Origin of the sequence: Catonella massiliensis, from assembly GCF_016651435.1 — a bacterium.
GTDB lineage: Bacteria > Bacillota > Clostridia > Lachnospirales > Lachnospiraceae > Catonella > Catonella massiliensis.
Window position 1 is genome coordinate 1799752 of the sequence record NZ_JAEPRJ010000001.1, and the last position, 26035, is coordinate 1825786.

A 26035-nucleotide genomic window follows, 5' to 3' on the forward strand; every position below is an offset into this window, starting at 1 on the left:
TATCTCACATCACATTCTTAGTTTCCATCATCTTTTAATATTGTCATTTTAGAGTCCTTTAGATGGCAGTACATCTTGCCATCTTCCATGTAAGTCTCAAACTTGCCTACGACTTCTATATCTGTATTATCCTCGGGACGAAGGTTCCTCTGCTTTAGCTTGTCCTTTGTAGCAAACTCTATACCTTGACTGCAGCATCCCGCCGCATCTGAGATAAAACAATAGTTGTAATACTCTTTTCTAGGCTCATAGTAAGCAGACAGGTACTGCCCTTTCATCTTAATCATCTTTCCTTCAAACTGGTCAGGGTCAGTCATCATAAGATAAACCGTAGCATATATCATATCACTTCCCATTGTAGTAAGGTCATAGTCTATGCCGTCAACAGGCTTCTGCTCTCTGGCTTCTTTTAGTTTTGCCTCGAAGTCAGAGGTTGCCCCTAAGATTTGACCATTTTGGGTTACTATCTGACTTCCCGTACTCGAACCTGAAGAACTAGGGCCGCCTGTTCCAGACTTTTCTTCATCCTCAAGCTTCTTAACCTGGTCATCTATTTCCTTATTTATCTGATTGCTTATTGCCTTCTCCACAGTATTTTGCTGCTGCATCTTGGTAGAGGCCTGATTGCTGCCACAGGCTGTCACCGTAATAACTGTGCTAAGGGCAAGCAGTGTTAATATTCTCTTTCTCATAAATAAAAACCTCCTCAGCTAATTAAAGCATAACTTTGTGTTTAAAAAGTGTGCAAATCAACCTTTTATCTTCCCTATTATAACACAGATAAAAAACGCCACCATATCAGCCGCCACTATGGTTGAGCCTACGGGTGTGGATGCCAATATCGAAATAAGCATTCCTATAACCGCACAAACCACAGATAAGGATGCTGAAAAAATAACTACTCCCTTGAAGTTTTTTATAAGTCTCATCGCAGAAAGTGCAGGGAAGATAATAAGTGCGGATATAAGAAGTGAGCCTACAAGATTCATCCCAAGCACTATAATCACAGCTATGATTATCGCTATAAGGAGATTATACCTGTCTGTCTTCACTCCTGTTGCCTTTGAGAAATTCTCATCAAAGGTCACAGCAAAGAGCCTGTTGTAAAGTAACACAAAGAAGACCATTACAAGTATGGAAAATACTATACAGATAAGAACTTCTTCCTTACTTAGTGTGAGTATAGAGGTTGAGCCAAACAGGGTAGTACAGACATCTCCTGACACATTACCTTTAGTGTTAAATATGTTCATAAGCATGTATCCTATCGCAAGGGCTCCTACACTAAGCATAGCTATAACAGCATCCCCCTTTATGGAGCTGTTCTGCCCTGTCTTTAGGAGGAAGATAGCTGTAATTACTGTGACAGGAAGGATGATAATCATTTTATCCGTAAGCCCTATAACACTTGCTACAGCCATAGCACCAAAGGCTACGTGTGAAAGTCCATCCCCTATGTATGAAAACCTTTTAAGAACCAAGGTTACGCCTAGCAGCGAGGAACACAGTGCTATAAGCACTCCTACTATAAATGCATAGATTACAAATGGAAATTGAAGATAATACTGCAATTTTTCTAAAATTTCTGCCATAATTTCTCCCTTCTATACTCCGAGACTTTCTCTGGCATCGCTTTTTAGATAATCCTTCTTACTTCCAAAGAAAAGCTGTCCACGGCTTCCTATGTGAAGAACATTTCCTGCCTCATTCTCTATTGCTGCCAAGTCGTGTGAAACCATAATTATGGTCACTCCTGATTTATTTAAATCACTTATAAGTCCGTAAAACTCCGCTGTCACCTTTGGATCAAGACCACTCACAGGCTCATCAAGGAGGAGGAGCTTATCTGTAGCACACAGTGCCCTCGCAAGCAGCACTCTCTGCTGCTGTCCACCCGAAAGATTGCGATAACATTTCTTCTTAAGATTCATAATATGAAGCCTGTCAAGATTTTCCTCAGCCCTTAGCTTGTCTTCTTTTCTGTAAAATACTCTGCTGCCTATCCTTGAAAGATTGCCTGACAATACAATTTCCCAGACAGATGCAGGGAAGTCCTTTTGTGCAAGACTTTGCTGCGGAAGATAGCCTATTTCATAGGGAAGAAGACCATCACCGTAGGTAATTTCTCCCGATACCGGCTTCATCAGCCTCAAAAGAGTCTTCATTAGGGTGGATTTGCCTGCTCCGTTTTCCCCTATTACATATAAATAATCACCCTTCTCAACCGTAAAATTGATGCCTGTGGCTACAAGCTGATCCTTATAGCCCAGTTCAAGATTTTTACAAGTGATAAATGCCATTTTATTTCTCCAAATCTATAATATGATGTGGGTGTCAAACAATTTTGACACCCACCTGAAAACTATACACTATACTTTGTAATAACCGCAAGCCTAAGCAGCGTCTTCTTACTACTTAAGCGCTGACGCAAGAGCCTTTAAGTTACTCTCCATAATGGAAAGATAGGTCGCACCATTTGCTATATCTTCATTGGTAATAGACTGCATTGAGTTAAGTACAACTATATTCTGGTTTTTATCCTTAGTAGTCTCAACTATCTTCTTTGCTATCTTCTGGTCAGAATTCTCTATAACAAGAACATTTTTTAGCTTAAGATCGTCTGTCTTTTTTGCAAGGAAGGCTACTGTCTCAAAGCTTGCCTCAGTCTCTGCACTACAGCCTACAAAGGCTGCGTAGTACTTGAGTCCATAATCATCCACAAGATAACGGAATGGGAATCTGTCACCAAAAAGCACTGTCTTTACCTTAGCCTTTTTAATGGTTGCAAGATATCTTGAATCAAGATCTCCAAGCTTGGCTGTATAATCAGCAGCCGTTGTTGCATAATAATCCTTGTTCTCAGGATCTATAGTCTGAAGCTTCTCAGCAAGAGTATTTACAAGAGCTGTAGCGTTTCTCAGTGAAAGCCATACATGCTCGTCATACTCTGTCTCTTCTTCGTGGTCATGATCGTGGTCTTTATCATCATGGTCGTGGTCTTTATCATCATGGTCTTTATCATCATGATCGTGGTCATGGTCGTGCTCATCCTCTTCCTGCATACCTTCCACTACTTCTTCAGGCTTTACATTTTTACCCAAGGTTTCAAGAAGATTTACCACCTGCATCTTATCATTTTTGCTCTCTTTAAGCGCATCATTAACCCAGCCGTCAGACTCACCGCCTACATATACAAAGAGGTCACAGTTTGCAATCTTTGCAATGTCCTCAGCAGTAGGCTGGTAGCTATGAAGGTCAACACCCTTATCTAAGAGGTAGGTAATCTCGTAATTGTCCTTCTTATCTCCAACCAGCTGTCTAATCCAGTCATACTCCGGGAAAATGGTACACACTACACTGAACTTCTTATTGGCATCATCAGTCTTGGCCTCACTTTTGGTACTTGCTGTACTTGAAGCAGCCGCACTGCTTGTAGCAGATGTTACTGACTTTGTACTTGATTTAGTCTCAGTTCCTGTCTTAGAGCAGCCTGCAAATATTCCGCATACTGCCACAGCCAAAGCTGTAAGCATAATAACTCTTTTCTTCATATCTTCTCCTTTATAACTTTACATAAAGATTTTGCAACTCAGTCGCAATATTACAAAGGATAAAATACTACTCTTTTGTATATTTGTCAAGAGAAATTTTGCAAATTGGTTGCAAAAATTTATTATCCCATCAGCCACTCAGCTATGGTATCAGTACACACCCCAGTTGCATACTTATCCTGATAAGCATAGTCAGGGGTGTCTACCCAGGCTGTACCGGCTATGTCTATATGAAGCCAAGGCTTTTTCTCGGCAAAACTTCTGATAAATAGCCCCGCAGTTATTGTTCCGCAGAATTTTCCACCAAGGTTCTTGATATCGGCTATGTCACTTTCAAGCATCTTCTCATGCTCTCTTCCAAAAGGGATGCGGGCATGCTTCTCTCCTGTTTTAAGAGAAGCCCTGTAAAACTCCTCCCACATCTCATCAGAGTCCGTTACCACTCCTCCTATGGTAAAGCCATACATTCCTACTACAGCACCTGTAAGGGTTGCAATATCAAGCACCCTTGTAGCCTTTTCATTTCTTACGGCATAGGTGACTGCATCTGCAAGGATGAGCCTGCCCTCGGCATCTGTATCGCAGACTTCTATCGTTCTACCGCTGTAGGATGTAAGCACATCTCCGTCCACATAGCTGTCAGGGGCAATCTTGTTCTCGGCTGTTGGCACAATGGCAGTTACATTCACCTTAGCCTTCAGCTTTGCAAGTATGGCTATCGCTCCCACAACTGCTGCCGCACCGCCGTTATCTCCCCTTATGCCTGCCATAAACTGCGAAGGTTTCAGGCAGTATCCACCTGTATCTACAGTTATTCCCTTGCCCACTATGGCAGTATTTTCCTTAGACTTAGGATTACCCCTGTATCTAAGCACTACAAGGTAAGGAGGGAAGGCACTGCTTCCCCCTACCCCAAGGATTCCACCCATTTTAAGCTTCCTAAGCTCTTCCTCATCCAATATCTCAGTTTCTATGGCTGTATCCTTTACAAACTCGGCTATTTCCTCTGTAAACTCCTTTGGGTGAAGGTAGTTTGACGGCGCATTTACCATGTCTCTTGCAAATATAATGCTGTCGCTTATTATCTCTGCCTTCTTTAGAAGAGGGCTTATGTCAAGGTTTGTGCCTACTATTCCTACCTTGGCCTCTTCTATCTTAGCATCGCTCTTGTAGCTTCTTTTTGCCTTTATAGAGAGATAAATCCCCTTTGCAAAGTTTACAAAGCTCTCCTTATTAAGCCTTAAGTTTTCTACATTGAAGCTGTATTCACTTATCTCATATTTTTTAAGTTCCTTACAGGCCTTTGCAGAGATTTCCATAGAGGTGGAAGGCTCTTTTACATTTTCCTTACCAAGACCTACAAACAAGACTTTCTTATCCTTTTCAAGCGGCAACAAGAGCACATCAAGATATTCTGCCTTAAAGACAGTGCCCACCCTCTCTTCATAAGGATATCCCTTCTCACCCCTTTTTACAAAAATAACCTCTGTATTTCCTACATTTCCTAAGACTACGCTCATCTATTCCTCCCTAAGAAATATCTCAACCACAGTATCTATCTCATCAGGGAGAGGATAGCAGTCCGCAGCAGTAGGTGAAAAGAAGAAGAATGAATGCTCTGAGAACTCCTTTAAGTTCCAGTAAAAGGTTTCATCTATAACGGAATTGTCCTTTACAAGGCGCATCTTCTCTATCTTTCCAGCCAAGTTAGGCAGGCAGATTGCTCCTGCCTGTTCTTCCATTACATGGGCATAAAGAACATTGCCCTTCCTTGTAAATCTTCCCCATTCAGGCTTTGGAAGCTCTGCATACCCACAGTCATAGATACTTCTTCCGTTTTGCTTCATCCACCTGCCTACTTCTTCAAGTATGACCACGGATTCTACCGGAATCTCACCCTTTGCATTAGGTCCCACATTTAAGAGGAGGTTTCCTCCCTTGCTCACACATTCTACAAGCATTCTTATAACCATCTTAGCTGATTTATAATGCTTATCATAGGAGCAGTACCCCCAGTGGTTGTTAAGGGTTATGCAGGCTTCCCAAGGAAGAGGGTTCCCTGCCACGTCTCTGATTCCTTCAGGTGGTATCATCTGCTCAGGGGAAGCAAAGTCGCCTGAGTATGTAGTAGGCTCAAGAGTTCTTATTGAGCCTGCATCCTCTGCACTGCCCTCAAGACGGTTGTCGATTATGATATGCGGCTGGATGGAGCGAACCATTTCCATAAGTTCCTTAGCTTTCCACTTGTCGCATTTCATATCTCCGTAAGAGAAGTCAAACCACATAAGGTCTAAGTGACCGTAGTTGGTAAGAAGCTCTTTTATCTGTCCAAACATATATTCAAGATAGCGGTCAAAGTTTCTGTTTTCATTACTGCATTTTTCATTATTCCTCATAGGGTGGTGCATATCTCCGTAATGAGGGAAGTCCTCGTGTCTCCAGTCAATTATTGAATAATAGAGTCCTACCTTTATTCCCTCTGCTCTAAAAGCCTCTAAAAACTCCCTAACAAGATCCCTTTTACAAGGCGCTTTCACAGAATTAAAATCTGTAAGCTTAGTATCATATAGACAGAATCCATCGTGATGCTTTGCAGTGAGGACTGCATATTTCATTCCGGCTTCTTTGGCAAGCCTTGCCCATTCTTTAGGGTTGTAGTTTTCAGCATAAAATTCATCAAAATAAGGCTCATACTCTTCTTTAGGTATTTCGTATACACTTCTTACCCACTCTCCTCTGGCAGGAATAGCATATAAGCCCCAGTGGATAAACATTCCAAATCTTGCACTGTTGTACCACTTTGTACGCTCTGTCCTATCTTTAATGACCTGATTCATGATTTTCCTCCTCTAAATATCCGCATATTTTAAGTAACATATCTGCTGTTCCCACATTGTAGCCTGCAGTTGCGTAAACTCCCCTTCCTTCCTTATCCACTACACAGATAAGAGGGTAGAGTCCCGGTTCAAGGTAGAGCTCTCTGGCAAGCTTTCCTGCCTCTGTATCAAAGCTTTCAAAAAGGATATCCCTGTTGCTAAGCTCTTCTGCAATCCTTTTTATATTGGCATCCTCAAGCTCATCTTCAGACTTAACCACGAGGTGTAGCTTAGTTTTAAGCTTATTAAACAACTCCTTCTTATCGTGAAGCTCATTTAAGATATGCTCTGTAGGCTCCGCCTTTGCAGAGAGCCAGATGAAGATACCGTTCTTATCTTTTGTGAGTTCACCAATCGAAGTCTTTTCTTTCTTTTCAGTTTCAAATTCTATGTTTCTAATAGGATAGTCAGAAAGCATATCGCTTATGCCTGCCTCGTAAAAGGCTACGGACAGCTTGGTACTCTCACCTTCTTTTACTTCTGCAAGCACTGATTTTGCAAATATATTGCCGTTTGGAAGCCTGTTGCTTGTTATAAGCCTATAGGTTCCCACATTCAACTTAAGTACACCTCCATCTTTCTTTATGTCTTCCATATCCAGATAAAGTGGCTTAAACTCTCCTTCAGAGTAGGCTAAGATACTGAAATTATCATAATAACTCCAGTTGACACCTGCCTCAAATTCAAGCTCGAGGCTCCCCTTAGGGCTTTCCTTTTTCTCTTCAATGGCAGCGAAGCCACCATTTATATATACTTCCATGGTCCTGTCATTAGGGTTTAACCTTGAAGGAAGACCAAGACTTCTAAGGAGCTGAATAAAAATTATTCTTTTTGATTTTTTGCTTGCATAGCCCAGTGTAAATGCTCCAACTGCTGAGCTTACTAAACTTCCATACTCATACTCAGGCTTTTCTTTAAGAAGAGCATCCACCTTAGTAAACAATGCCCTAATCTCATCTAAGTTTGATACCTTCTCATCCTTAAACTTCTCAGACAAGAACTTCCTGTAAGGAACTATCTTTTCTAAATCCACTCTTGGAGAAAGTATGTATTGGTAAAAAATCTCTTCAGGATATTTTTCATATAGCTTTTCATCAGTATAGAGGCAGTGTTCAAACAGGGTATCAGCATCAGTGTCCTGATAGTACTTTTGAGGAAGGCTGTCAATCAGCCCCACCTTCCACTTGTCAGGGATTTCTCTCTTTTCTGATATGAACTTCTGCAATTCTCTCTGGTTTTCACAGGATTTAAGAAGGACAAAGCTAAGAATCTCCCCGTCCTTTCCCTTAAATCTCTTGATGGTCCTTTCAGCCGCTTCCCTGTCAAACAAGCTTGCTTCCTTATAAGCTCTTTTCTCAGCCTCTTCCTTTTTCCTTGCATCACTTGCTTCAGACTTTGCCTTATTTTCAGCCTTTCCACTGTTTACAAGGCTTGGTGCCCTCATAATAAATGAACCTTCCGTCTTCTTATAGCCATCAGGGCTTAGCACCAATGTTATCTGTATATCCTCTGCAGTATCCACTAAGACTTCACCGTAGTTTCCATCTTCATAGGCTGATATTATAAGGCTGCCTCTGCCTGTCTTAAGTCTTGTTACACCTTCTTCATCGGTACAGGTAACAGCTATCTCCCCCGGCATACTGTAGTTAATTACCTTAAAATACACCTTGATGCCAGAAAATGGCTCTCCCGCCTCATTCATAACCTTTACAAAGATTTCTCTGGTTGGAGCATAGGTGCTAAGGGCATTTACAGCTACAGGTATACCTACAGCCTCATTCACATCCTTTTCAAGCTCAGGATTGTAGCATCTTGCATGAACCATCATGGCTCTTTTAGAAGCATTTAAGAACCAGCCCTGATTTAACTCATCCTCAGGCTCACAGGCTCCGAGAAAGTACCATTTCCCGTCACACCATACCTCTACCCAGGCGTGGTTGTCGTCACAATGTGACCAAAGAGGCACATATACCTGTCTTGCAGGTATGCCCACGCTTCTAAATACTGAAACTCCAAAGGTGGACTCCTCACCACATCTTCCGTAAGTATTGTTGTAGACTGTCAATGGATTGGCTGTTCTTCCGTCTGTGGACCTGTAGGTTACCTTTGATGAGCACCAGTAATTTATGTCGATTACAGCCTCCTTCATAGTCTTGCCTTTGATAAGAGACTTCACCCTGTCATAGAAGATTTTTCTGTTCTCAACTATATCCTCATTATTTATCCTTGCGCCAAGTACATATTCTGCAAACATTTCTTCATTTGCCGCTCCCTTAAACTCTCCCTCATTAAAGAGAAAGGCTCCATGTCTTGCAAAATCAAGGAAGGTCTCTATCTTGTAGTCACCTATATCACTTAGAGGCATAAATGCATACAGATAATATAAGGCTTCCATTACATCAGTATCTTCGGTTTCTTTTAAGCTATAAAGCTCGGATTTTAACACATTAAGACCTAATTCATTTATTCTTTGATTAAGCCTTTCTTCTATTCTCTTGTTAAACTCTTTTGAAAACATACTTCCTCCTGTTTCAAAATTCCTATAATTCCTTTAACACCTTTACAGCCTTTGCTATCTCGTCAGCTGAAGTCTCCCATATATCATATTCACTAAGAGAGGGAAGTCCCATACTTACCTCTTCTCTTCTGTAAGTCATCCTGCTATCTATTACCCTCTTTCCTGACATATGATAATTGGTTCCTCTCGTCATCTCATATACCTTTTTAATAACATCAGCACTGACGCCTGCTCCTATAAGTATGTTGATTTCTTTACCCGCCCTCTCTATCAGCTCCTTTATGAGCGGGCTTCCATCTACGCAGTTTCCTTTCTGTCCTGAAGTAAGGATGGTGTCAATCCCAAGCTCTTTAGCTTTACTTAGTGCCGCAAATGGCTCCTTACACATGTCAAAGGCTCTATGAAGCACGACCTTAGCCTTCTCTGCTGCCTCTATGAACTTCTTAAGAGCTCTTTCGTCCAAGTCTCCCTCAGGTGTCAAAGCTCCAACCACAACCCCATCAGCTCCTTCATCCGCAAAGGCTTTTATGGAATCGCACATTTCTTCTATCTCGTCATCATTATAACAGAAATCTCCGAATCTGTTTCTTATAAGTACATGAATTGGCAGGTTAGTATGCTTCCTAACCTGCCTGAATAATGTTAAGCTTGGAGTAGTTCCGCCTATTACAAGATTGGCACAAAGCTCGAACCTGTTTGCACCGCCCTTTTCACCGTTTATTGCTGATGCGAGCCTGTCTACGCAACATTCCAATATATAATTTTCCATACTTATCCTTTCACTGCTCCAACCATTACACCCTTAACAAGATGCTTCTGAATCAAAGGGTAAAGAAGCATAACAGGGAGAGATGCTACTACTATTGTAGAATACTTAAGAAGCTCTGACATTCCCTGAAGCTTTGCTACAGCCGAAGCATTACCCACCTTAGTCAAATCCACCTTGTTCTGAATGAGGATTTCCTTCATAACTATGGTTAGAGGCTGAAGACCTTCTTTGTAGAGATAAAGCATTGCGTTAAAATAATCATTCCATTTTGCAACTCCGTAGTAGAGTACAAGAACTGCAATTATAGGCTTGCTAAGAGGTACGATTACCTTCATCATATACTTAAAAGGTGTACATCCATCCATCTGAGATGCCTCGTACAGCTCGTCAGGAATGGAATTTACTATGTAGGTCCTGCAGATTATCATATTGTAGGTAGACATAGCTGTAGGTATTATCATAGCCCACCTTGTATCCATAATGTGGAGGCTCTTTACAAGGATGTAAGATGGCACTATACCACCGCTAAAGTACATTGTAAAGATGAAGAACATAGCCACCGCTCCTCTTGCCCTAAACTCCTTTCTGGAGAGTGGGTAGGCACAGAGTATTGTCATTATTATATTAATAGCAGTTCCCGCAACCAGATAAAATATAGAGTTGGCAAAACCCGAAAGTATCTTTGCATTCTGAAATACCGCCTCATATCCTCTTAAGGTAGGCTCTACAGGAAGCAAGAGAACTCTTCCGCTAATAACTGCCTGAGGGCTGGAAAATGAGGCTGAAATCACATAGATAATCGGATAAAGCACTATCAAAAATATCGCTGTAAGCACTACATAGTTGGCAACTGTAAATGTCTTGTCACCTATGCTCATGTATCTGAATTTTGTATTTTCCATTATATCACCTCTTTACCATAAACTATTCTCTGTAATCTTCTTGCATACCCTATTGACTATTACAAGAAGTACAAATGACACAACTGACTGGAAGAGTCCGGCAGCTGTAGAAAATCCGATATTGGAGTTAACTACACCCACCTTGTACACAAAGGTTGATATAACCTCAGATACTGAAGCATTTAGAGAGTTTTGCATAAGGAAGACCTTGTCAAGACCTATACTCACTATGCTTGCACAGTTAAATATCAGCATGATTATAATAGTTGGCAGGATTGCAGGAATATCTACGTGCAGTATTCTCTTAACTCTGTTCGCCCCGTCAACTATAGCCGCTTCCTGTAGTTCTTTACTTACTCCCGAAAGTGCTGCAAGGTAAATGATAGAAGCATAGCCCGCAGACTGCCATACACCACTCCATACATAGAGATGCCTAAATATCTTAGGGTCGCCGAAGAAATTAATCGGAGAAAAACCTAACTTCTGTATGAAGACATTGATAATACCGCTTCTAAGGTCCATCATCTGCATCATCATACCTACAAGTACAACTATGGATATGAAGTATGGTGCATAAGTAACCATCTGCACAGCCTTCTTATATCTCTTAGCTCTCATTTCATTGATTCCTATCGCAAGCAGGATAGGTACAGGGAATGAAGCTAAAAATGAATATATACCGAGAATCAAGGTGTTCTTGATAACCAAAACACTACTTGTTGAAGTCAGGAATTGTTTAAAATATCTGAGTCCCACCCATTCGCTTCCAAATATACCCTTCCTGATAGAAAAGTCCTGAAAGGCAAGGACTATACCCGCCATAGGGATATAGGCAAATATTATCGCGTAAATGATTGGAACGGCTATAATAACCCAAAACTGCCAGTTTGCAGACTTAATCTTGTTACTTTTACTAATCGTAGCACTGTTTTTTGCCATAGCTGCATAATTCCTTTCTTACCTCTTAATCACTTCCTGTCCTCACATAAGTCACTTAAATGTCTGGAAGCTGTCCAAAGTGTGGACAGCTTCCTTAACTTTATCTGCCTAATTTCAGGCAAAAACACTATTTAGTCTGTCTGTCATACGCTGTCTGATATGTCTTTAGGATTTCTTCAATTCCTGCCTTATTAACAGCGTCCTTGTAGCTATCCCACTCAGCGTCTATATCCTTGGTTCCTGTTATAAATGCAACAGAGTTTTCTTCAATAATCTTCTCAAGCTCAACTGCCATTGTAGATACCGCTGTACTCTCCTCATCTGTGAGCTTAAGCTCTGAGAGGTTAAGGAGCTTTGTATTGTTGGCGTATGGCTCGTAAAGGTTCTTTGATGTATCAAACAAGAGCTTCTCAAGTCCAGCAGGTGAATAAGGGTCTACATTTGGATCAACTGCCTGTCCAAGACGGTATGAAGCAGGAGCAACTCTAAGTCCTACATCCTGCCAGTCGTGGTTCTGAGGGTCTGAGGAGTAGAGGTTAAGTACTTCATAAAGCGCTGGCTCGCCATTTAAGCCAACCTTTCCCTTAGGGTTAAGCACCCAGTCTTTTCCTTCTTCAGCTCCATACTGAGAACAAAGGTCACCTGTCGGACTATTATAGAAGAAGTCTACCCAGCGCAGAGCTGCTTCTACATTCTTACACTTATCTGTTATACAGAAACCACCTGAGCCAAAGCCTGAGTTACGGATGGTCCAAGCTATCTGGGTTCCATCAGGTCCTTTTAGAGGTGCTACAGGTACGTAGTTTCTATAAAGCTCGTTGTTGCTTTCAGGGTCTATAACGTCTGAGTTAACACCTGCTGTAAAGAAAAGGATAGGTGCATCTGCCTGATTGGCAAGAGTTCTAAGCTGTTCACTTGTCTGAGTGAAGTTACCGTCATAGATAGCTCCCATCTTATACAGCTCGTTCATATACTTAAGACCTGCTTTATAAGCATCTGTAATAGCTACAGTTTCAACCTTTTTTGTTTCATCGTTAAGGACTACATAGTCTCTTGCACTAAGGGTTGCGGACTTACTTGGTACAAAGGTAAATGAACCCATAAGCCAGTCCTGCATACGGGTATGCCAGCCCTGAGCTGCACCTGCAACTGCAATTCCACCCTTCTTATACTCTAAGAACTTCTTACATACATTCTTAAACTCTTCTGTAGTAGTAGGTATCTCAACTCCCATTTCCTTAAGATATTTCTGATTTACCCACATTCTTCTTGCGTACTGGCAGTGGTAGCAGTCATTTACTCCACCTAAGGAATATATCTTGCCGTCTGCTTCCTTTGTCTTGTTTATATCATAGTTAGCAACTATCTTAAGGTAGTTAGGTACATTCTTTTCAGTAAGATAGTCATCAAGAGGGATAATAACTCCTTCCTTAACGCCGTACTTAGCAAGGTTAGGTGCGCCTCCAAGTATTACGTCAGGATAGTCGCCTGACTGTAAGAGGAGATTAAGCTTTTCCTCATACTCATCTCTTCCTGCTGTCACAAAGTTAATATGGATGCCTGTCTTTTCCTCCAAGAACTTTGTAAAGTCATTGGTAGCAAAATCCTGTACATTAGGCATGCTCATTGTAAATACGGAGAGTTCAAGCTTACCCTCTTTCACTACAGGATAAGTGCCACCATCGTTAAGTACTACTCCTGATGCACTTCCGGCTGTGCTTCCCGAAGCCTTTCCTGCGCTTCCTGATTTGCCTGAGTCACCCTGTGTTCCGCAGCCTGCAAGCGCTCCTACCGCAAGCACTGTGGAAAGCCCCAGAGCCAAAAACTTCTTAAGCCCCTTTTTCATTCTTCTTCCTCCTTGAGTGTGTTTTATCATATTACCCTGCTATTTATCAGAGATGAATATGTTGTTACATTGATTATACTTATAATAATTTAAAAATCAACATCTTGACAAGGTGTTTTAGGGTATTTTTTAGTCATAAACACAAAATTGGCCATATGTTCAAATCTGTTTATTTGTGAAATTAGTAACGAATATATTTGTCCTCTATCCGACATTTGTCTAAGAGTGGTTCTAAACGACAAAAATCCTTCTGCAAGTTACCCTGCAAAAGGATTTGTCATCTGGTTTATTCTATTTTGCCATCTTCTCTCTGTATTTCTTTCTGTAGTCTATGTAGAAATCCTTATAAGCCTTGGTGATGAAGTTATACTCCCTCATCTGCTCGAGTATTCTGTTGAAGTCATCAAACCTTATATCGGCTCTCGCAAGGCTGCTTAAAAGCCCTGTGATGATATTCTTGTACTCATTGGAAGTAATGGCTCCGTCCCGCCAGAGAATATTTGCTTTGTATGCGTTCTTAAAGTCTTCTCCGTGGCGCATATCCTCAGTCACATCATCCTTTATCTCAAAGTCTGCTCCCGTGATGTCAAACACATTCTTAGCTGAGGTATTGGTAAAATACATGTCCTTCCCAAGCCTGTAGAGGTTCTTATAAAATGCAGTTCCTGTATCCGTTCTTTTCTGATAATAATCAGGTAAAAAAGGTGCAAAGGCAATGGCTACAACGCTCACTCCCTTAAACTTCTTGTATTCAGCATCAGGATTGGCCTTTACCCCGACTTCATAATGAAGCTTAAGGTTGTATTCAAGCGGGTAGTCAAGCTTAAGAGGCTCTCCGTCTCCAAGAATGAGGAAGTAATACTTCTTTTTGTCCGCCCAGATATAAGCAGGAGCTTCCTTAAGCCCCAAAGATTCACAGGAGTCAATGATTATCTCTCTGTGGTCTTTTTTTGCCTTATACTTTTTTAAGACATATTTTATCTCTTCGCTGCTTATCCTATACCCGACATTCTCACCGGCGCCCTCCTCTGCCTTACCAAGTGCCTTTTCTACCTCGCTCTGAGGCTCATTTTTAAGGCGTTTTTCTTCTTCCTTCCTTGCCTTTTCCTCAGCCTTTTCTTTTTCCTTTTCGAGCTTCTTTGTCTTTTTTTCCTGCAAATACCTTTCCTTACTGCCCTGTTCTTTCAGGTCATTTGCGGTAAGGGTCATTGACTGCCACCATATCAAATCCACCACTCCGACAAGCATCGCAGAAAGCCCAAACCATATCCCTGCACCAAAGACAGCCATTATTCCTGTTACAAGGGTAGCTATGGTAAATAATACTATTCCGTACAAATACTTCTTGGTAGTAAAATCGCCATAAAGCATGGCATCAATTATTCTTGAAAATTTTTCCTTAGCGCTTAGCTTCATTAAACATCTCCATTAAAAAGTTATTCCTTTTTTGTCCTTAAGAAGCTTTGCCCCTCCGGCTATGATAAAAGCTCCACATACGGCAGAAACCACAACCATAACTATACCAAGTGAAATATTCACTATTCCTATAAAATTCATGCTTCTATAAGCCTTCTCATCACTGTTTTCAAATTCTGACATTTTTCTTCTCCTTTTCAGTATTAGACTATGTTCTAATACTACCATATTTATCAGAAAAAATAAAGTCAGATATCAAACTTGAATTTTTATCTCATAATGGGTATAATTCTTGTAGTATGCACAAAACATCAAAATCAATGTGTTATCACATGGAAAAGAGGTTTTATGAAAGGATATGTAAATACAAATATTGGAGAGGTTTCGATAAACGAAGACGTTATCGCAAGCTATGCGGGTTCAGCTGCCATCGAGTGTTTCGGTATAGTTGGTATGGCCTCCCTCAGTATGATTAGCGGTCTTGCTACCCTGCTTAAGAAAGATAACCTTAGCAAGGGTGTTGAAATCACCATTGAAAATAACGAAATTACTGCTGAGCTTCATATAATTGTAGCCTACGGCGTAAGTATTTCTGCTGTTGCTGACAACCTTATTGAAAATGTTAAATACAAGGTTGAAGAATTTACCGGAATGAAAGTTAAGAACATCTTCGTATATGTTGAAGGTGTAAGAGTCGTAGACTAAGGAGGATGACAAGTGGCAATATCCAGATTAGATGCACAATTGTTAAAGAAGGCGTTCCTAGCAGGTGCTGCGAGACTTGAGTCTCAAAAAGAGAGAATTAATGAGCTAAATGTATTCCCTGTTCCTGACGGAGATACCGGTACCAACATGACCCTTACAGCTATGTCTGCTGTAAAGGCCGTAATTATGGTAGAGCATCCTACCATTGAAAGTATCGCAAAGGCTATGTCAAGCGGTTCCCTAAGAGGAGCAAGAGGTAACTCAGGTGTTATTCTTTCACAGCTTTTAAGAGGCTTTTGCAAGGAGATTACTGCACATGCTGACAATGTAAATGTATCAGTTCTTGCTTCTGCATTTGACAAAGCATCAGAAACAGCCTATAAAGCAGTAATGAAGCCAAAGGAAGGAACTATACTCACAGTTGCTAAGGGTGGCGCTGATAAGGCTCTTGAGCTTGAAGGCACAACAGACGATATAGCTAAATTCTTTGGTGAAGTCCTTTCACATATGGAAAAAGTTCTTGCTTCTACCCCTGAACTGCTTCCTGTCCTTAAAGAAGCGGGCGTTGTAGATTCAGGCGGTGCAGGCCTTATAGAAGTACTTAAGGGTGCTTATGATGTTATCCTTGGTAAAGTAGTTCCACTTGCAGACGGCAACATTACAACTGCACAAGTTTCATCAGGAAAGTCTGGAATCACTGATGATATCGAAACCGCCGACATTAAGTTTGGTTACTGTACAGAATTCATTATAATGTCGGAAAAAGAGTTTACTGCGAAGGATGAGGCTGATTTTAAGCACTATCTCGAGGGACTTGGAGACTGTATAGTAGTGGTTGCAGATGATGAGATAGTTAAGGTTCACGTTCATACTAACGACCCGGGACTTGCTATCCAGAAGGCTCTTACCTACGGACAGCTTACGAGTATGAAGATAGACAACATGCGAGAAGAGCACCATGAAAGAGTTATTGAGAATGCTACCCAGATAGCAAATAGAGAAAAAGAGGCTGAAAAAGAAGCAAAAAAGGCTGCAAATGAGCCTAAAAAGAAAGACGGCTTTATAGCTGTATCAGCTGGTTCAGGCCTTAGCGAAATATTTAAGGGGCTTGGAGTTGACTTTGTGCTTGAAGGCGGACAAACAATGAATCCAAGCACAGATGATATCTTAAATGCAATTGATAAGGTAAATGCTGAGAATATCTTCATCCTGCCTAATAACAAGAATATCATCCTGGCTGCAAATCAGGCTAAGGAGCTTACAGAGGATAAGAATATAATTGTTATCCCAAGTAAGACTGTACCTCAGGGTATATCAGCTGTTATAAATTATGTAAATGACGGTGATGTAGAGGAAAATACCGAAAAGATGACTGATGCCCTGCAGTACACTAAGTCAGGAGAGGTTACATACGCAGTCCGCGATACAGCAATTGACGGTAAATCCATCAGCCAGGGCAACATCATGGGTATAGGTGATGAAGGCATAATCTCCGTATGTGATTCAGTTGACAGGGCTGTACTTGAGATGCTTGACCACCTTGTAGACGGGGATTCCAGCATTATCAGCCTCTACTACGGAAATGATGTGAGTGAATCTGCTGCCAACGCACTCTCTGAAAAGGTTGCAGGCATTTACAAAGGACTTGACATTGAGGTACATTTTGGCGGGCAGCCTGTATACTACTATCTGCTTTCAGTAGAGTAATTTAGTAGTTTTACTTTGTATTACATGATGCGGGTGCCAAAAGATAATAGATTCTCTTGCAATCAAGCTTTCACCGTTTTTATACTTTTGACCTTGCATTATTACATTTTGAAATATTGTTTTATATTCTGTTTTAAGAATAAAAGAAAAGACTTCATATCTGCCATAGGCTTTTATGAAGTCTTTTTTGATATTAAGCAGCTTGGTACTGCAAAAGGCTTAGTTCCACAAACATGAGATTTTCAAAACTTTGCTTCCTCTTACCCTAATATTTTCTTAAGCTCATCTACCTTATCAGTCTTCTCCCAAGGAAGGTCTATATCAGTTCTTCCAAAGTGCCCATAAGCAGCTGTTCCTCTGTATATAGGTCTTCTAAGGTCAAGCATCTTGATTATTCCTGCCGGGCGAAGGTCAAATACCTCTCTTACAGCTGCCACAAGCTTCTCTTCACTTACTGTTCCTGTGCCGAAGGTATCCACAAGAACTGAAGTAGGCTCTGCTACGCCAATAGCGTATGAAAGCTGGATTTCTACCTTGTCTGCATATCCTGCTTCAACTATATTCTTAGCTACATATCTTGCCACGTAAGCACCACTTCTGTCTACCTTGGTAGCATCCTTCCCGGAGAATGCACCGCCGCCATGCCTTGCAGCACCGCCGTAGGTGTCTACTATTATCTTTCTTCCGGTAAGTCCTGCATCTCCGTGAGGTCCTCCTATTACGAAGCGCCCTGTAGGATTGATATATATCTTGGTGTGCTCGTCTACCATTGACTTATCTACAACCTTATCTATTACTTCTGCACGGATGTCTTTTCTGATTTTATCCTGGCTAACATCTTCGTCGTGCTGGCTGGATACGACAATTGCTTCAAGCCTTACAGGCCTGTCGTTCTCATCATATTCCACAGACACCTGGCTCTTACCGTCCGGTCTTAGATATGGAAGGGTACCATTCTTTCTTACTTCTGTGAGCCTTCTTGTGAGCTTATGCGCCAAAGAAAGTGCATAAGGCATATGCTCATCACCTTCATTTGAAGCATATCCAAACATCATTCCCTGGTCTCCTGCTCCTATAGCAGAAAGCTCAGACTCTGTCATATCCTGCTCACGTACCTCATACGCCTTATCAACACCCATAGCTATGTCAGGTGACTGACCGTCTATTGCCACAAGAACTGCGCAGGTCTCACCATCAAAGCCCTTTCTTGAATCATCATAGCCTATCTCTTTGATAGTATCTCTTGCAATCCTGGCATAGTCCACCTTAGCATTGGTGGTTATCTCTCCTGTTATGAGTACAAAGCCTGTACAGGTAGCTGTTTCGCAGGCAACGCGGCTCATTGGATCTTCTGCAAGGCAGGCATCAAGTATGGCATCTGATATTGCATCACAGATTTTATCAGGATGTCCTTCTGTTACTGATTCTGATGTAAAAATAAACTTATCCATTGTTTCTCCTTTTTCATAATACTGAGTTTTTCTGTAAAGATATTGTTTTTCATAAAGAAAAGAGGCTATCTTTCGATAACCTCTCTTATTCTAATTAACCTCATTGGACTTGACGAAATAATCAAATCCTCTTATTGCTCGAAGTATAACTTCGCTCAGGTTGGCACCTTCCATATCTCAGGGGTTGCCGTAGCTTCACAGAGCCTTCACTCTCCGCCACTCTGAATAAGAGAATATCTTTGACAGAAATCTTACTACATTAATCACATTCTGTCAAGCGGATAATTCTGCCATTTCCTCAAACTCAATATTCTCCTGTTTAAGAAGCTTCTCAATGTCGGCTCTAAGCTCTAAGTCACATTCCCAGGCCACTCCACAGCCTGCGGAAAGTTTTCTTGGTATGGATGCTAACTTTCCACCAATATTGGCCCTCTTGCAGGCAGCATCCATAGCCATAGCCTCTGCGTATGTATAAAAAGTCACATATAACTTAACCGGCTTTTCACGTCTCATTAGCTTACAGTTACCTCATATTCTGCCCCAAGCTCTTTGATGTCCGCCTTCTTGCCATGGGTTTCGGCAAAGTTCTTTAGATTTTTCACTGTATGAGCCTCATTGGCAAGAATCTTATATGTATCATTTTTATTTGCTTCAAGAGCCTCTTTGAGCATAAGGACCGGCTCCGGACAGGATAAGCCTCTTACATCTATCTCTTTCATTTTCCCTCCTATTTATCAGCCTTCTTTAGACCAACGGCTGCAATTACAAACAATACTATAATTGAAACAACTACAAATATCTGGCCATTTATTCCAGGACCGCCTGCTGATGCCTCTATTCCTTTGGCTGCATCTGCTACTGCGGCTGCACCTGCTGCGAGCTTAAAGTTGTGTGCAAGAGCAGCACCAACGAACATACCAAGAACAGTGATAGCAGCATCAGATGAACCTGTTCCTGCAAGTACAAGCTGTCTAAGAGGGCAGCCACCAAGAAGAACAGCTGCAAAGCCTACACCATACATTGAAAGAATGTTCCAAAGTGTCTGTGCGTGGGCGATTGGTCCATATGCTACAAAGGCAAAGTTACTTGTCGCAATGTTGTAGATAAGCATAACAAGGAAAATACCGCCGATTACTGAAATAAGTCTAAAATCCTTTAAGAGGATGATATCTCTAACTGAGCCAGCAAAGCACATTCTGCTCTTCTGAGCGATAAATCCGATAAGGATACCAACAGCTATAGATGCAATTACAGGAGCATGGATATTTCCAGGTCCTTTTTCACTGAAGGCAAAAAGTGAAGGTACTGCTAAAAAGAGCGCGAAGATTACTGCCACAACTATAGGAAGTGCGTATCCGCTTTCTTTCTTAGCTGTATAAGCTCTTCCAAGTGAAAAGCCCTTCTTAAGGAAGAAGGCTCCTGTAGCTATACCTGCTACAAACCCCACTAAGCCTACGTAAGAGCTGATATCGCCTGCTGACATTCTAAGTACCATACGAAGTGGGCAGCCGAGGAATACGAGAGCACATACCATCATTATTACACCAAGGAAGAATCTGAGTGCAGGAGAAGAACCTGCTGTTGAACGATATTCCCTGGTAAGTAATGAGATAACGAAAGCTCCGACTATAATTCCTATTACCTCAGGTCTTACATACTGAACTACCTCTGCGCTGTGAAAATGCATAGCTCCGGCTGTATCTCTGATAAAGCAGGCTATACAAAACGCCATGTTTTTAGGATTGCCAAGAAATGCAAGAAGTGCTGCACCCAATCCTGCGATTATTCCCAATGTGAATAATCCTTTTTTAGTACTGAAGAACTCCATACTAAAATCCCCCTTTTGATAAAATTTTATACATTTTTGAATTGTTTTAAAAATGTATATTTCACAATAAAATTGTACCTTCCCCAGTTAATTTTGTCAATTTTGTTGCTATTGTTTTATCAAATCAATCAAACTTTTTATTTAATTTTTCTATAAGTTTAATTTTAAATCTCCTTCCTTTATCCAGCCCATTTTTTTCAGAATTTTGCAAAATATAAGACTTAATACAGCCGGCAATAGAAAATGAACCACCACTATTCCTGTATAGATTGTAAATGCAGATGCTCCTGCCTCACCCATAGCAGTAATTGTACCTATCTGTCCTACCAGTCCGCTGGTTCCCATGCCTGAGCCAAGAGGTATGTTCTCCATTTTAAAAATCGTAGTGGCAATAGGCCCTGTTATCGCTGATGCAAGTGTAGGTGGAATCCATATTTTCCAGTTCTTAAGTATATTCGGGATTTGTAACATAGAAGTACCAAGCCCCTGAGCAAGCAGCCCGCTCCAGCCGTTTTCCTTAAAGCTCATTACTGCAAAGCCTATCATCTGGGCACTACAGCCCGCTGTTGCTGCTCCGCCTGCAAGACCTGCAAGAGAAAGCATCATGCAAAGTGCTGCGGAGCTTATCGGCAGGGTCAGGACTATGCCGACAATTACTGATATTACTATTCCCATCCAGAATGGCTGAAGAGAGGTTGCAAGCATGATGGTTTTCCCAAGGCCGCTCATCAGATTGTTTATCACAGGTCCTAAAAGAGTGCCTATACTAACTCCTGATATTATGGTTACTGCAGGAGTAACTATTATGTCTACCTTTGTTTCCTTGGATACAACCTTGCCTAGTTCCACACTGAGCCAGGATGCAATCCAGGCACCGGCAGGGCCTCCAAGCTGATTGCCCGCATAGCCTACAATGAGTGATGAAAACACCACCATATTAGGAGCCTTAAGAGCCATCGCAATTGCTACAGCTATGGCAGGTCCGGTCATTTCCTTGGCTATTGGCCATATTGTCTCCGAAAAGAATGGTATACCAAGCTTGAGGCCGATTGTGTTTAGTATCGTTCCTATCAAAAGTGATGCGAAAAGTCCCATAGCCATCGAGCCTAAGACGTCAATTCCATAACGTTTGAACGAGATTTCAATACCTTTTTTAGTTAGAAAATCTTGCACAGAACTGTACTTTTTGCCCATTTCTTTCTCCTTTTTCAGACTCCTTTACTATACGAAGTGGGTGTCAACGATATACATTTGACACCCACTGATATAGGAGTTGTTTATTAGTTTTCCGACTTGAGAATAATTATACATCTCAAAAAGAGAAAGTCCAGTATTCTACTTATGATTTGTATTTATCTTTTTTATAAATTTCAGTTTATTTTTTTAATATTTCTTTCCTGATATAGCTAAATGCAGCCTCTTCTCCTTCATCCTTTAGGATAGTCATCATTTTTTCAAGCTCAGACAAGGTCTGGGGATGAATTATGTAATGGTCTTTTACAAGCATCAGGTACTCATAAGGGTCTGAATCCTTGTAACTATCTCCCCTGTAAGTCTTGCTTGCAGCTAGCCTGTCGCAGAACATCTCCGCAAGGTAGCAGGCAGGCATCTCCAGTCCCATCATGGTTGCACCGTCGCTTAGGTCATAATCTATCCAATACTCAAGATGATGCTTATTTCTTCCCTTGTGATGAAGCCAGGCATAGCTGTAGCCGTTATTTGCCTTCCTCTCGGCAAAGTTAGGACTTTTATCTCCCTGATAGTACTTAACACCTGTCCAAAACTCTACAAATGAGTACTTTGATAAATCGTGCATAAGCCCCTGACGATAAAGTCCCAGCTTAAAGCAATGCTTTCTAACCAGTGACCTATGCTTTCCCACTGTAGATAAATGCCCAAATAATCTGGCAAAAAAGTTCTTTTTCACTCTCTTACCTCCGGATATCTCATTTCAAAGTGTTCGCCGTCAAATTTAACTTCTGCCATCATACCATTTATCATAGTTAGCCTTGGGGGTCTGTGTCCTATATCACAGCCTGTAATTATAGGCAGATTAAGACCATCAAGAGCTGTCTTTACTGATTCATTGAAGTCTGTTTCATACTCCTCAGCAAAAAAGCAAGGTCTTCCAAATAAGAAGCCCTTAGCCCCTTCAAACCAGCCTGCTTCCTTTAGCTGCCAAAGTGCACATTGAAGTCTGGCTGATGAAAGTGCAAAGCTCTCCAGATACCATACTATGCCTTCTTCCTTATATTTCCTTACGAAGTCAACAGTCTTGTCAAACCTGGTGCCACAGAGCATAATCAGCACATCAAGACAGCCTCCAAGCAGCCTGCCGCTAAAACTCTCAGTTTTATTCTCAGAAACAAACTCATACTTTACCTTCTCAGTGAGATTGTAGCCCTCAAAGCCTGTTATCTTCTTTACATATTCATTTTCAAAGAGGTCAAATTCCTTTTGCGCAATGTCATTTCCCTCTAATATCTTCAGATTGTTTCTAACTGCCGCATGCCAGAGAGACATCCCATAGTCGCCGATATTTCCCGAATAAACAGTAGCCATATCGCAGATAGTAGTAATAGGATATATAAGTCCTGTATTGTCAGAATACCCCTGTATCCACTTAGGATTAGCCTTTATCTTGTCATAGTCGAGGTACTCAAGCATTTCCATAAGAAAGTCTCCACCGCTTGTTGAGACAATGTACTTTACATCTTTATTTTCTATAAGAGAGAGAAATTCCTCAGCACGCTTCTTCCCCGTAGAGCTTCTCCCCTTGTAGCATTTTCTCACATTATCAGTCTCTATAAGCTCATAGCCTCTCTCAGAGAGATTGAGTCTGGCGCTCTCAAGCCTTGTAAGGTCTGCCTGTTCTATAAAGCCTGCAGATGGAGCTGTAACCCCTATAACATCATCTTTTTTCAAAAATTTTGGAATATTCATATATTTCTCCTATAAATATGGTTTACTTATTCTAACTAAAATGATACCATAGATTATATAATTTTAACACAGTCAGAGAGGGCAAAAAATGATTAAATTTAGTACTGATCTTTATCAAACTTATATAGTTAACAGAAAACGCTATATTCCCGATGAAATAATATCGTTAACAAATGATACCATTTACTACGTGTCTGATGAGCTAATTGTCACAGGTTGGAGAGCCATCCGTACTCGTCCTGACATCTCGGGGGGATTTTCTGCCTATTACCCTAAACTTGGTATAAAGGTAAGCAAGCTCTTTGACGGTGACGGAAGGCTTCTATACTGGTATAACGATATATCCGAACTTAGCTTTATTGGAAAAAATATTAATTTCACTGATTTGCTCATCGATTTAGTCGTTTATCCTGACAACAGCATAAGAATCCTTGATCTGGATGAATTTGCCGAAGCAGTAGAGAAAAATTACATAACAAAAGAGCAGGAGGTAAGAGCTCTTAACAGCTTCCACGCCCTGCTCGATTATATCTACAATGATGAATACTCTTTACTTCAGGAGCCTATATATGCACTTGAAGAATATCTCAGCTCTCTATCTTACTGATTCTTCTTATATGCCTTTCCTCATTGGAAAATGGCGTATTTAAGAAGGTATCAACTATCTTTAGAGCAAGTCCTACGCCAACTACCCTGCCGCCAAGAGCAAGGATGTTGGCATCATTATGCTCTCTGGTAGCTTTTGCTGAAAAACAATCACTACAAAGGGCACATCTGATGCCCTTTATTTTATTGGCTGTAATGGATATGCCTATACCTGTTCCACAGATTAGTATGCCTTTTTCATACTTCCCTGCTGCTACAGCCTCTGCCACAGCCTTTCCATAGTCAGTGTAGTCACAGGAAGCCTCAGAAAAGCAGCCAAAATCTTCAAAGCCAATTCCCTTTTTAGTCAGATGCTTAATAATCTCCTGCTTTAGTTCAAACCCGCCATGGTCACTCCCAATAGCTATTGCTTTGTTCTCCATAATCATTTCCCCATTTCATCAAGTTTGTATATAGTTTTTTTAATCAGTCTCAGAAGTTCATTATAGCACTCCTCATAGTCAACCAGAGTTCCACCGTATGGGTCTTTTACCTCCCCTTCTTCGCCATTAAACTCCTTTATTGAAAATATATTGTTTTCAATCTCGTATTTATCGATGGTCTGTTTCTTTTGTTTGTCAGTCATTGTGAGTATGAGCGCATTTTCAGTTATATCTTCCTTTGTAAGCTCCTTTGAGAACTCCACCGCACAGGTAAGACCGTGATTCTCAAGGACTGAGACAGCCTTTTCATTGACAGGCTCAGAAAAAAGTACAACAAGCCCTCTTGATATAGCCTGAATATTCTCATTCTCTGTCAGACTCTTGTATATGGTTTCTGCGATTGGCCCCTTGGAATGATTTCCCTCACACACAAATATAATTCTATCGTACACAGTTACCTCCTGTACAAGCCAAAAGCTGTTGGAAAAAGTAAAAATTCTTTACTCTTTTATCATTATGATATTATATCCCGCAGATTTATGCAACCTGTTCATGATGGCAAAGCCAAGCCTATTCTCATCAAATCCCTCAGAAAAAATGACTTCTGCGCCAACATCATCAAACCTCCTGAGAGCGTCAAAAAGATTGTGCGCAATGCTTTCTCCATCTTCCCTGCTGCCTACGGATATAACCACATCAGCCTTATAATACATCTTTGTTTCATCAGTTGCAAGTACAGCAGTTTTCTTTCCCGCAGACTTTGCTATTTCCTCATTTATTCTCTCTACTACCCTTTCAGGCTTACCCTTGTATATGGTCATCTTGCCCTTAGGTGCATAATGCCTGTATTTCATACCGGGCGCCTTAGGCTTTAAGTCCTTATCAGGGCTAAGGCTCTTAACCACTTCATCAATCTCTACCCTTCCTATGGCTTCAGACAGCATTTCCTCAGTAATGAAGCCCGGTCTAAGTATTACAGGTACATCTCCTGTTACATCTACAATTGTAGATTCAAGGCCTATGTCAACTGCCCCTCCGTCAATCACCATATCTATCTTACCATCAAGGTCGAGGATGACGTGTGAAGCCTTGGTAGGACTTGGCCTTCCTGATGAATTGGCACTTGGAGCCGCAATAGGTACACCTGAAGCATTTATTAGCTCTCTTGCTATCTTATTGGAAGGCATCCTTACCGCAACGCTCTCTAGTCCTCCTGTAGTCCTGTAAGGCACGATATCACTCTTTTTAAGCACCATAGTAAGAGGTCCCGGCCAGAATTCCTCAGCAAGGATAAGGGCAGTCTTTGGTATTTCCTTTACTATACTCTTTATTTCATCAAATTCACTAATATGCAGGATAAGAGGATTGTCGGAAGGCCTTCCCTTTGCCTCATATATCTTAGGAACTGCGTTTTCATCAAGTCCGTTAGCACCAAGGCCATACACAGTTTCCGTTGGAAAGGCCACAAGGCCGCCTTTCTTTATGATACCTGCAGCCTTCTTTATACCTTCCTTTATGTCATATTCATCCCTTAGATCCACATATTCCGTCTTCAT

26 protein-coding genes and 1 riboswitch are annotated in these 26035 nt (G+C 41.2%); of the genes, 3 read left to right on the top strand and 23 right to left on the bottom strand.

Annotation, left to right across the window (positions count from 1 at the left end; translation table 11 throughout):
- Positions 1-17: 17 nt before the first annotated feature.
- The 13 genes from JJN12_RS08175 to JJN12_RS08235 all read right to left on the bottom strand — a co-directional run bounded on the left by JJN12_RS08175 (position 18) and on the right by JJN12_RS08235 (position 15000).
- Positions 18-692, bottom strand: a complete 675-nt coding sequence (locus JJN12_RS08175; protein WP_208429215.1) for a hypothetical protein — start codon at positions 690-692, stop codon at positions 18-20.
- Positions 693-749: 57 nt separating this feature from the next.
- Positions 750-1592 (bottom strand): metal ABC transporter permease, encoded by an 843-nt coding sequence (locus JJN12_RS08180; RefSeq protein ID WP_208429216.1) that lies wholly within the window; start codon positions 1590-1592, stop codon positions 750-752.
- Between the two features lie 12 nt (positions 1593-1604).
- The gene (locus JJN12_RS08185; protein ID WP_208429217.1) at positions 1605-2300 is read right to left on the bottom strand and encodes a metal ABC transporter ATP-binding protein; all 696 of its coding nucleotides are present in this window, start codon (positions 2298-2300) and stop codon (positions 1605-1607) included.
- 111 nt (positions 2301-2411) lie between these two features.
- Complete coding sequence (locus JJN12_RS08190) at positions 2412-3551, bottom strand: metal ABC transporter substrate-binding protein (RefSeq protein WP_208429218.1); 1140 nt, start codon at positions 3549-3551, stop codon at positions 2412-2414.
- Between the two features lie 122 nt (positions 3552-3673).
- A complete protein-coding gene (locus JJN12_RS08195) occupies positions 3674-5071 on the bottom strand; it encodes a leucyl aminopeptidase family protein (protein WP_208429219.1) in 1398 nt (465 codons plus the stop codon).
- Complete coding sequence (locus JJN12_RS08200; protein WP_208429220.1) at positions 5072-6388, bottom strand: alpha-L-fucosidase; 1317 nt, start codon at positions 6386-6388, stop codon at positions 5072-5074. It lies immediately after the preceding gene.
- Entirely contained in the window at positions 6372-8945 is a 2574-nt protein-coding gene (locus tag JJN12_RS08205) for a transglutaminase-like domain-containing protein (RefSeq protein WP_208429221.1), read from the bottom strand. Before JJN12_RS08205 ends, JJN12_RS08200 begins: the two co-directional genes overlap by 17 nt.
- Positions 8946-8967: 22 nt before the next feature.
- Positions 8968-9714 (bottom strand): copper homeostasis protein CutC, encoded by a 747-nt coding sequence (locus JJN12_RS08210; protein ID WP_208429222.1) that lies wholly within the window; start codon positions 9712-9714, stop codon positions 8968-8970.
- A gap of 2 nt (positions 9715-9716) precedes the next feature.
- Complete coding sequence (locus JJN12_RS08215) at positions 9717-10616, bottom strand: carbohydrate ABC transporter permease (RefSeq protein ID WP_208429223.1); 900 nt, start codon at positions 10614-10616, stop codon at positions 9717-9719.
- A gap of 12 nt (positions 10617-10628) precedes the next feature.
- Entirely contained in the window at positions 10629-11555 is a 927-nt protein-coding gene (locus JJN12_RS08220; protein WP_208429224.1) for an ABC transporter permease, read from the bottom strand.
- Positions 11556-11682: 127 nt separating this feature from the next.
- Positions 11683-13401, bottom strand: a complete 1719-nt coding sequence (locus JJN12_RS08225; RefSeq protein WP_208429225.1) for an extracellular solute-binding protein — start codon at positions 13399-13401, stop codon at positions 11683-11685.
- 291 nt (positions 13402-13692) lie between these two features.
- The gene (locus JJN12_RS08230) at positions 13693-14817 is read right to left on the bottom strand and encodes a hypothetical protein (RefSeq protein ID WP_208429226.1); all 1125 of its coding nucleotides are present in this window, start codon (positions 14815-14817) and stop codon (positions 13693-13695) included.
- 12 nt (positions 14818-14829) lie between these two features.
- On the bottom strand, positions 14830-15000 hold the full coding sequence (locus JJN12_RS08235) for a hypothetical protein (RefSeq protein WP_208429227.1): 171 nt from the start codon (positions 14998-15000) through the stop codon (positions 14830-14832).
- A gap of 165 nt (positions 15001-15165) precedes the next feature.
- Between JJN12_RS08235 and JJN12_RS08240 the strand changes: the two genes are divergently transcribed.
- Complete coding sequence (locus tag JJN12_RS08240) at positions 15166-15522, top strand: Asp23/Gls24 family envelope stress response protein (RefSeq protein ID WP_208429228.1); 357 nt, start codon at positions 15166-15168, stop codon at positions 15520-15522.
- Positions 15523-15534: 12 nt separating this feature from the next.
- The gene (locus JJN12_RS08245; RefSeq protein WP_208429229.1) at positions 15535-17229 is read left to right on the top strand and encodes a DAK2 domain-containing protein; all 1695 of its coding nucleotides are present in this window, start codon (positions 15535-15537) and stop codon (positions 17227-17229) included.
- Between the two features lie 260 nt (positions 17230-17489).
- Here the strand turns inward: JJN12_RS08245 and metK are convergent, their stop codons facing one another.
- The 7 genes from metK to JJN12_RS08280 all read right to left on the bottom strand — a co-directional run bounded on the left by metK (position 17490) and on the right by JJN12_RS08280 (position 23451).
- Complete coding sequence (gene metK, locus JJN12_RS08250; protein ID WP_208429230.1) at positions 17490-18680, bottom strand: methionine adenosyltransferase; 1191 nt, start codon at positions 18678-18680, stop codon at positions 17490-17492.
- 128 nt (positions 18681-18808) lie between these two features.
- A riboswitch (SAM riboswitch) is annotated at positions 18809-18912 on the bottom strand.
- 41 nt (positions 18913-18953) lie between these two features.
- Positions 18954-19193, bottom strand: a complete 240-nt coding sequence (locus tag JJN12_RS08255) for a DUF3343 domain-containing protein (RefSeq protein ID WP_208429231.1) — start codon at positions 19191-19193, stop codon at positions 18954-18956.
- Positions 19193-19399 (bottom strand): sulfurtransferase TusA family protein, encoded by a 207-nt coding sequence (locus JJN12_RS08260; RefSeq protein ID WP_208429232.1) that lies wholly within the window; start codon positions 19397-19399, stop codon positions 19193-19195. Before JJN12_RS08260 ends, JJN12_RS08255 begins: the two co-directional genes overlap by 1 nt.
- 8 nt (positions 19400-19407) lie before the next feature.
- Positions 19408-20508 carry a YedE family putative selenium transporter gene (yedE, locus tag JJN12_RS08265; RefSeq protein ID WP_208429233.1) on the bottom strand — a complete coding sequence of 367 codons (1101 nt, stop codon included), beginning with the start codon at positions 20506-20508 and terminating at the stop codon, positions 19408-19410.
- A gap of 150 nt (positions 20509-20658) precedes the next feature.
- On the bottom strand, positions 20659-21702 hold the full coding sequence (locus JJN12_RS08270; protein ID WP_208429234.1) for a PTS transporter subunit IIC: 1044 nt from the start codon (positions 21700-21702) through the stop codon (positions 20659-20661).
- A gap of 181 nt (positions 21703-21883) precedes the next feature.
- Complete coding sequence (locus tag JJN12_RS08275; RefSeq protein WP_208429235.1) at positions 21884-22435, bottom strand: DUF5662 family protein; 552 nt, start codon at positions 22433-22435, stop codon at positions 21884-21886.
- On the bottom strand, positions 22432-23451 hold the full coding sequence (locus JJN12_RS08280; RefSeq protein WP_208429236.1) for a S66 family peptidase: 1020 nt from the start codon (positions 23449-23451) through the stop codon (positions 22432-22434). The genes JJN12_RS08275 and JJN12_RS08280 overlap by 4 nt, the downstream gene beginning before the upstream one ends.
- 88 nt (positions 23452-23539) lie before the next feature.
- Between JJN12_RS08280 and JJN12_RS08285 the strand changes: the two genes are divergently transcribed.
- Complete coding sequence (locus JJN12_RS08285) at positions 23540-24058, top strand: DUF402 domain-containing protein (protein ID WP_208429237.1); 519 nt, start codon at positions 23540-23542, stop codon at positions 24056-24058.
- On the opposite strand, the gene rpiB is transcribed toward JJN12_RS08285, so the two are convergent.
- Genes rpiB through JJN12_RS08300 form a run of 3 tightly spaced genes read right to left on the bottom strand, consistent with a single transcriptional unit; the run spans position 24039 to position 26035 of the window.
- Positions 24039-24479 carry a ribose 5-phosphate isomerase B gene (gene rpiB, locus JJN12_RS08290; protein ID WP_208429238.1) on the bottom strand — a complete coding sequence of 147 codons (441 nt, stop codon included), beginning with the start codon at positions 24477-24479 and terminating at the stop codon, positions 24039-24041. The two genes, JJN12_RS08285 and rpiB, sit on opposite strands and share 20 nt — an antisense overlap.
- A 2-nt stretch (positions 24480-24481) precedes the next feature.
- Positions 24482-24931, bottom strand: coding sequence for an arsenate reductase/protein-tyrosine-phosphatase family protein (locus tag JJN12_RS08295; RefSeq protein WP_208429239.1), 450 nt, complete (start codon positions 24929-24931; stop codon positions 24482-24484).
- 48 nt (positions 24932-24979) lie between these two features.
- A complete protein-coding gene (locus JJN12_RS08300; RefSeq protein WP_208429240.1) occupies positions 24980-26035 on the bottom strand; it encodes an L-threonylcarbamoyladenylate synthase in 1056 nt (351 codons plus the stop codon).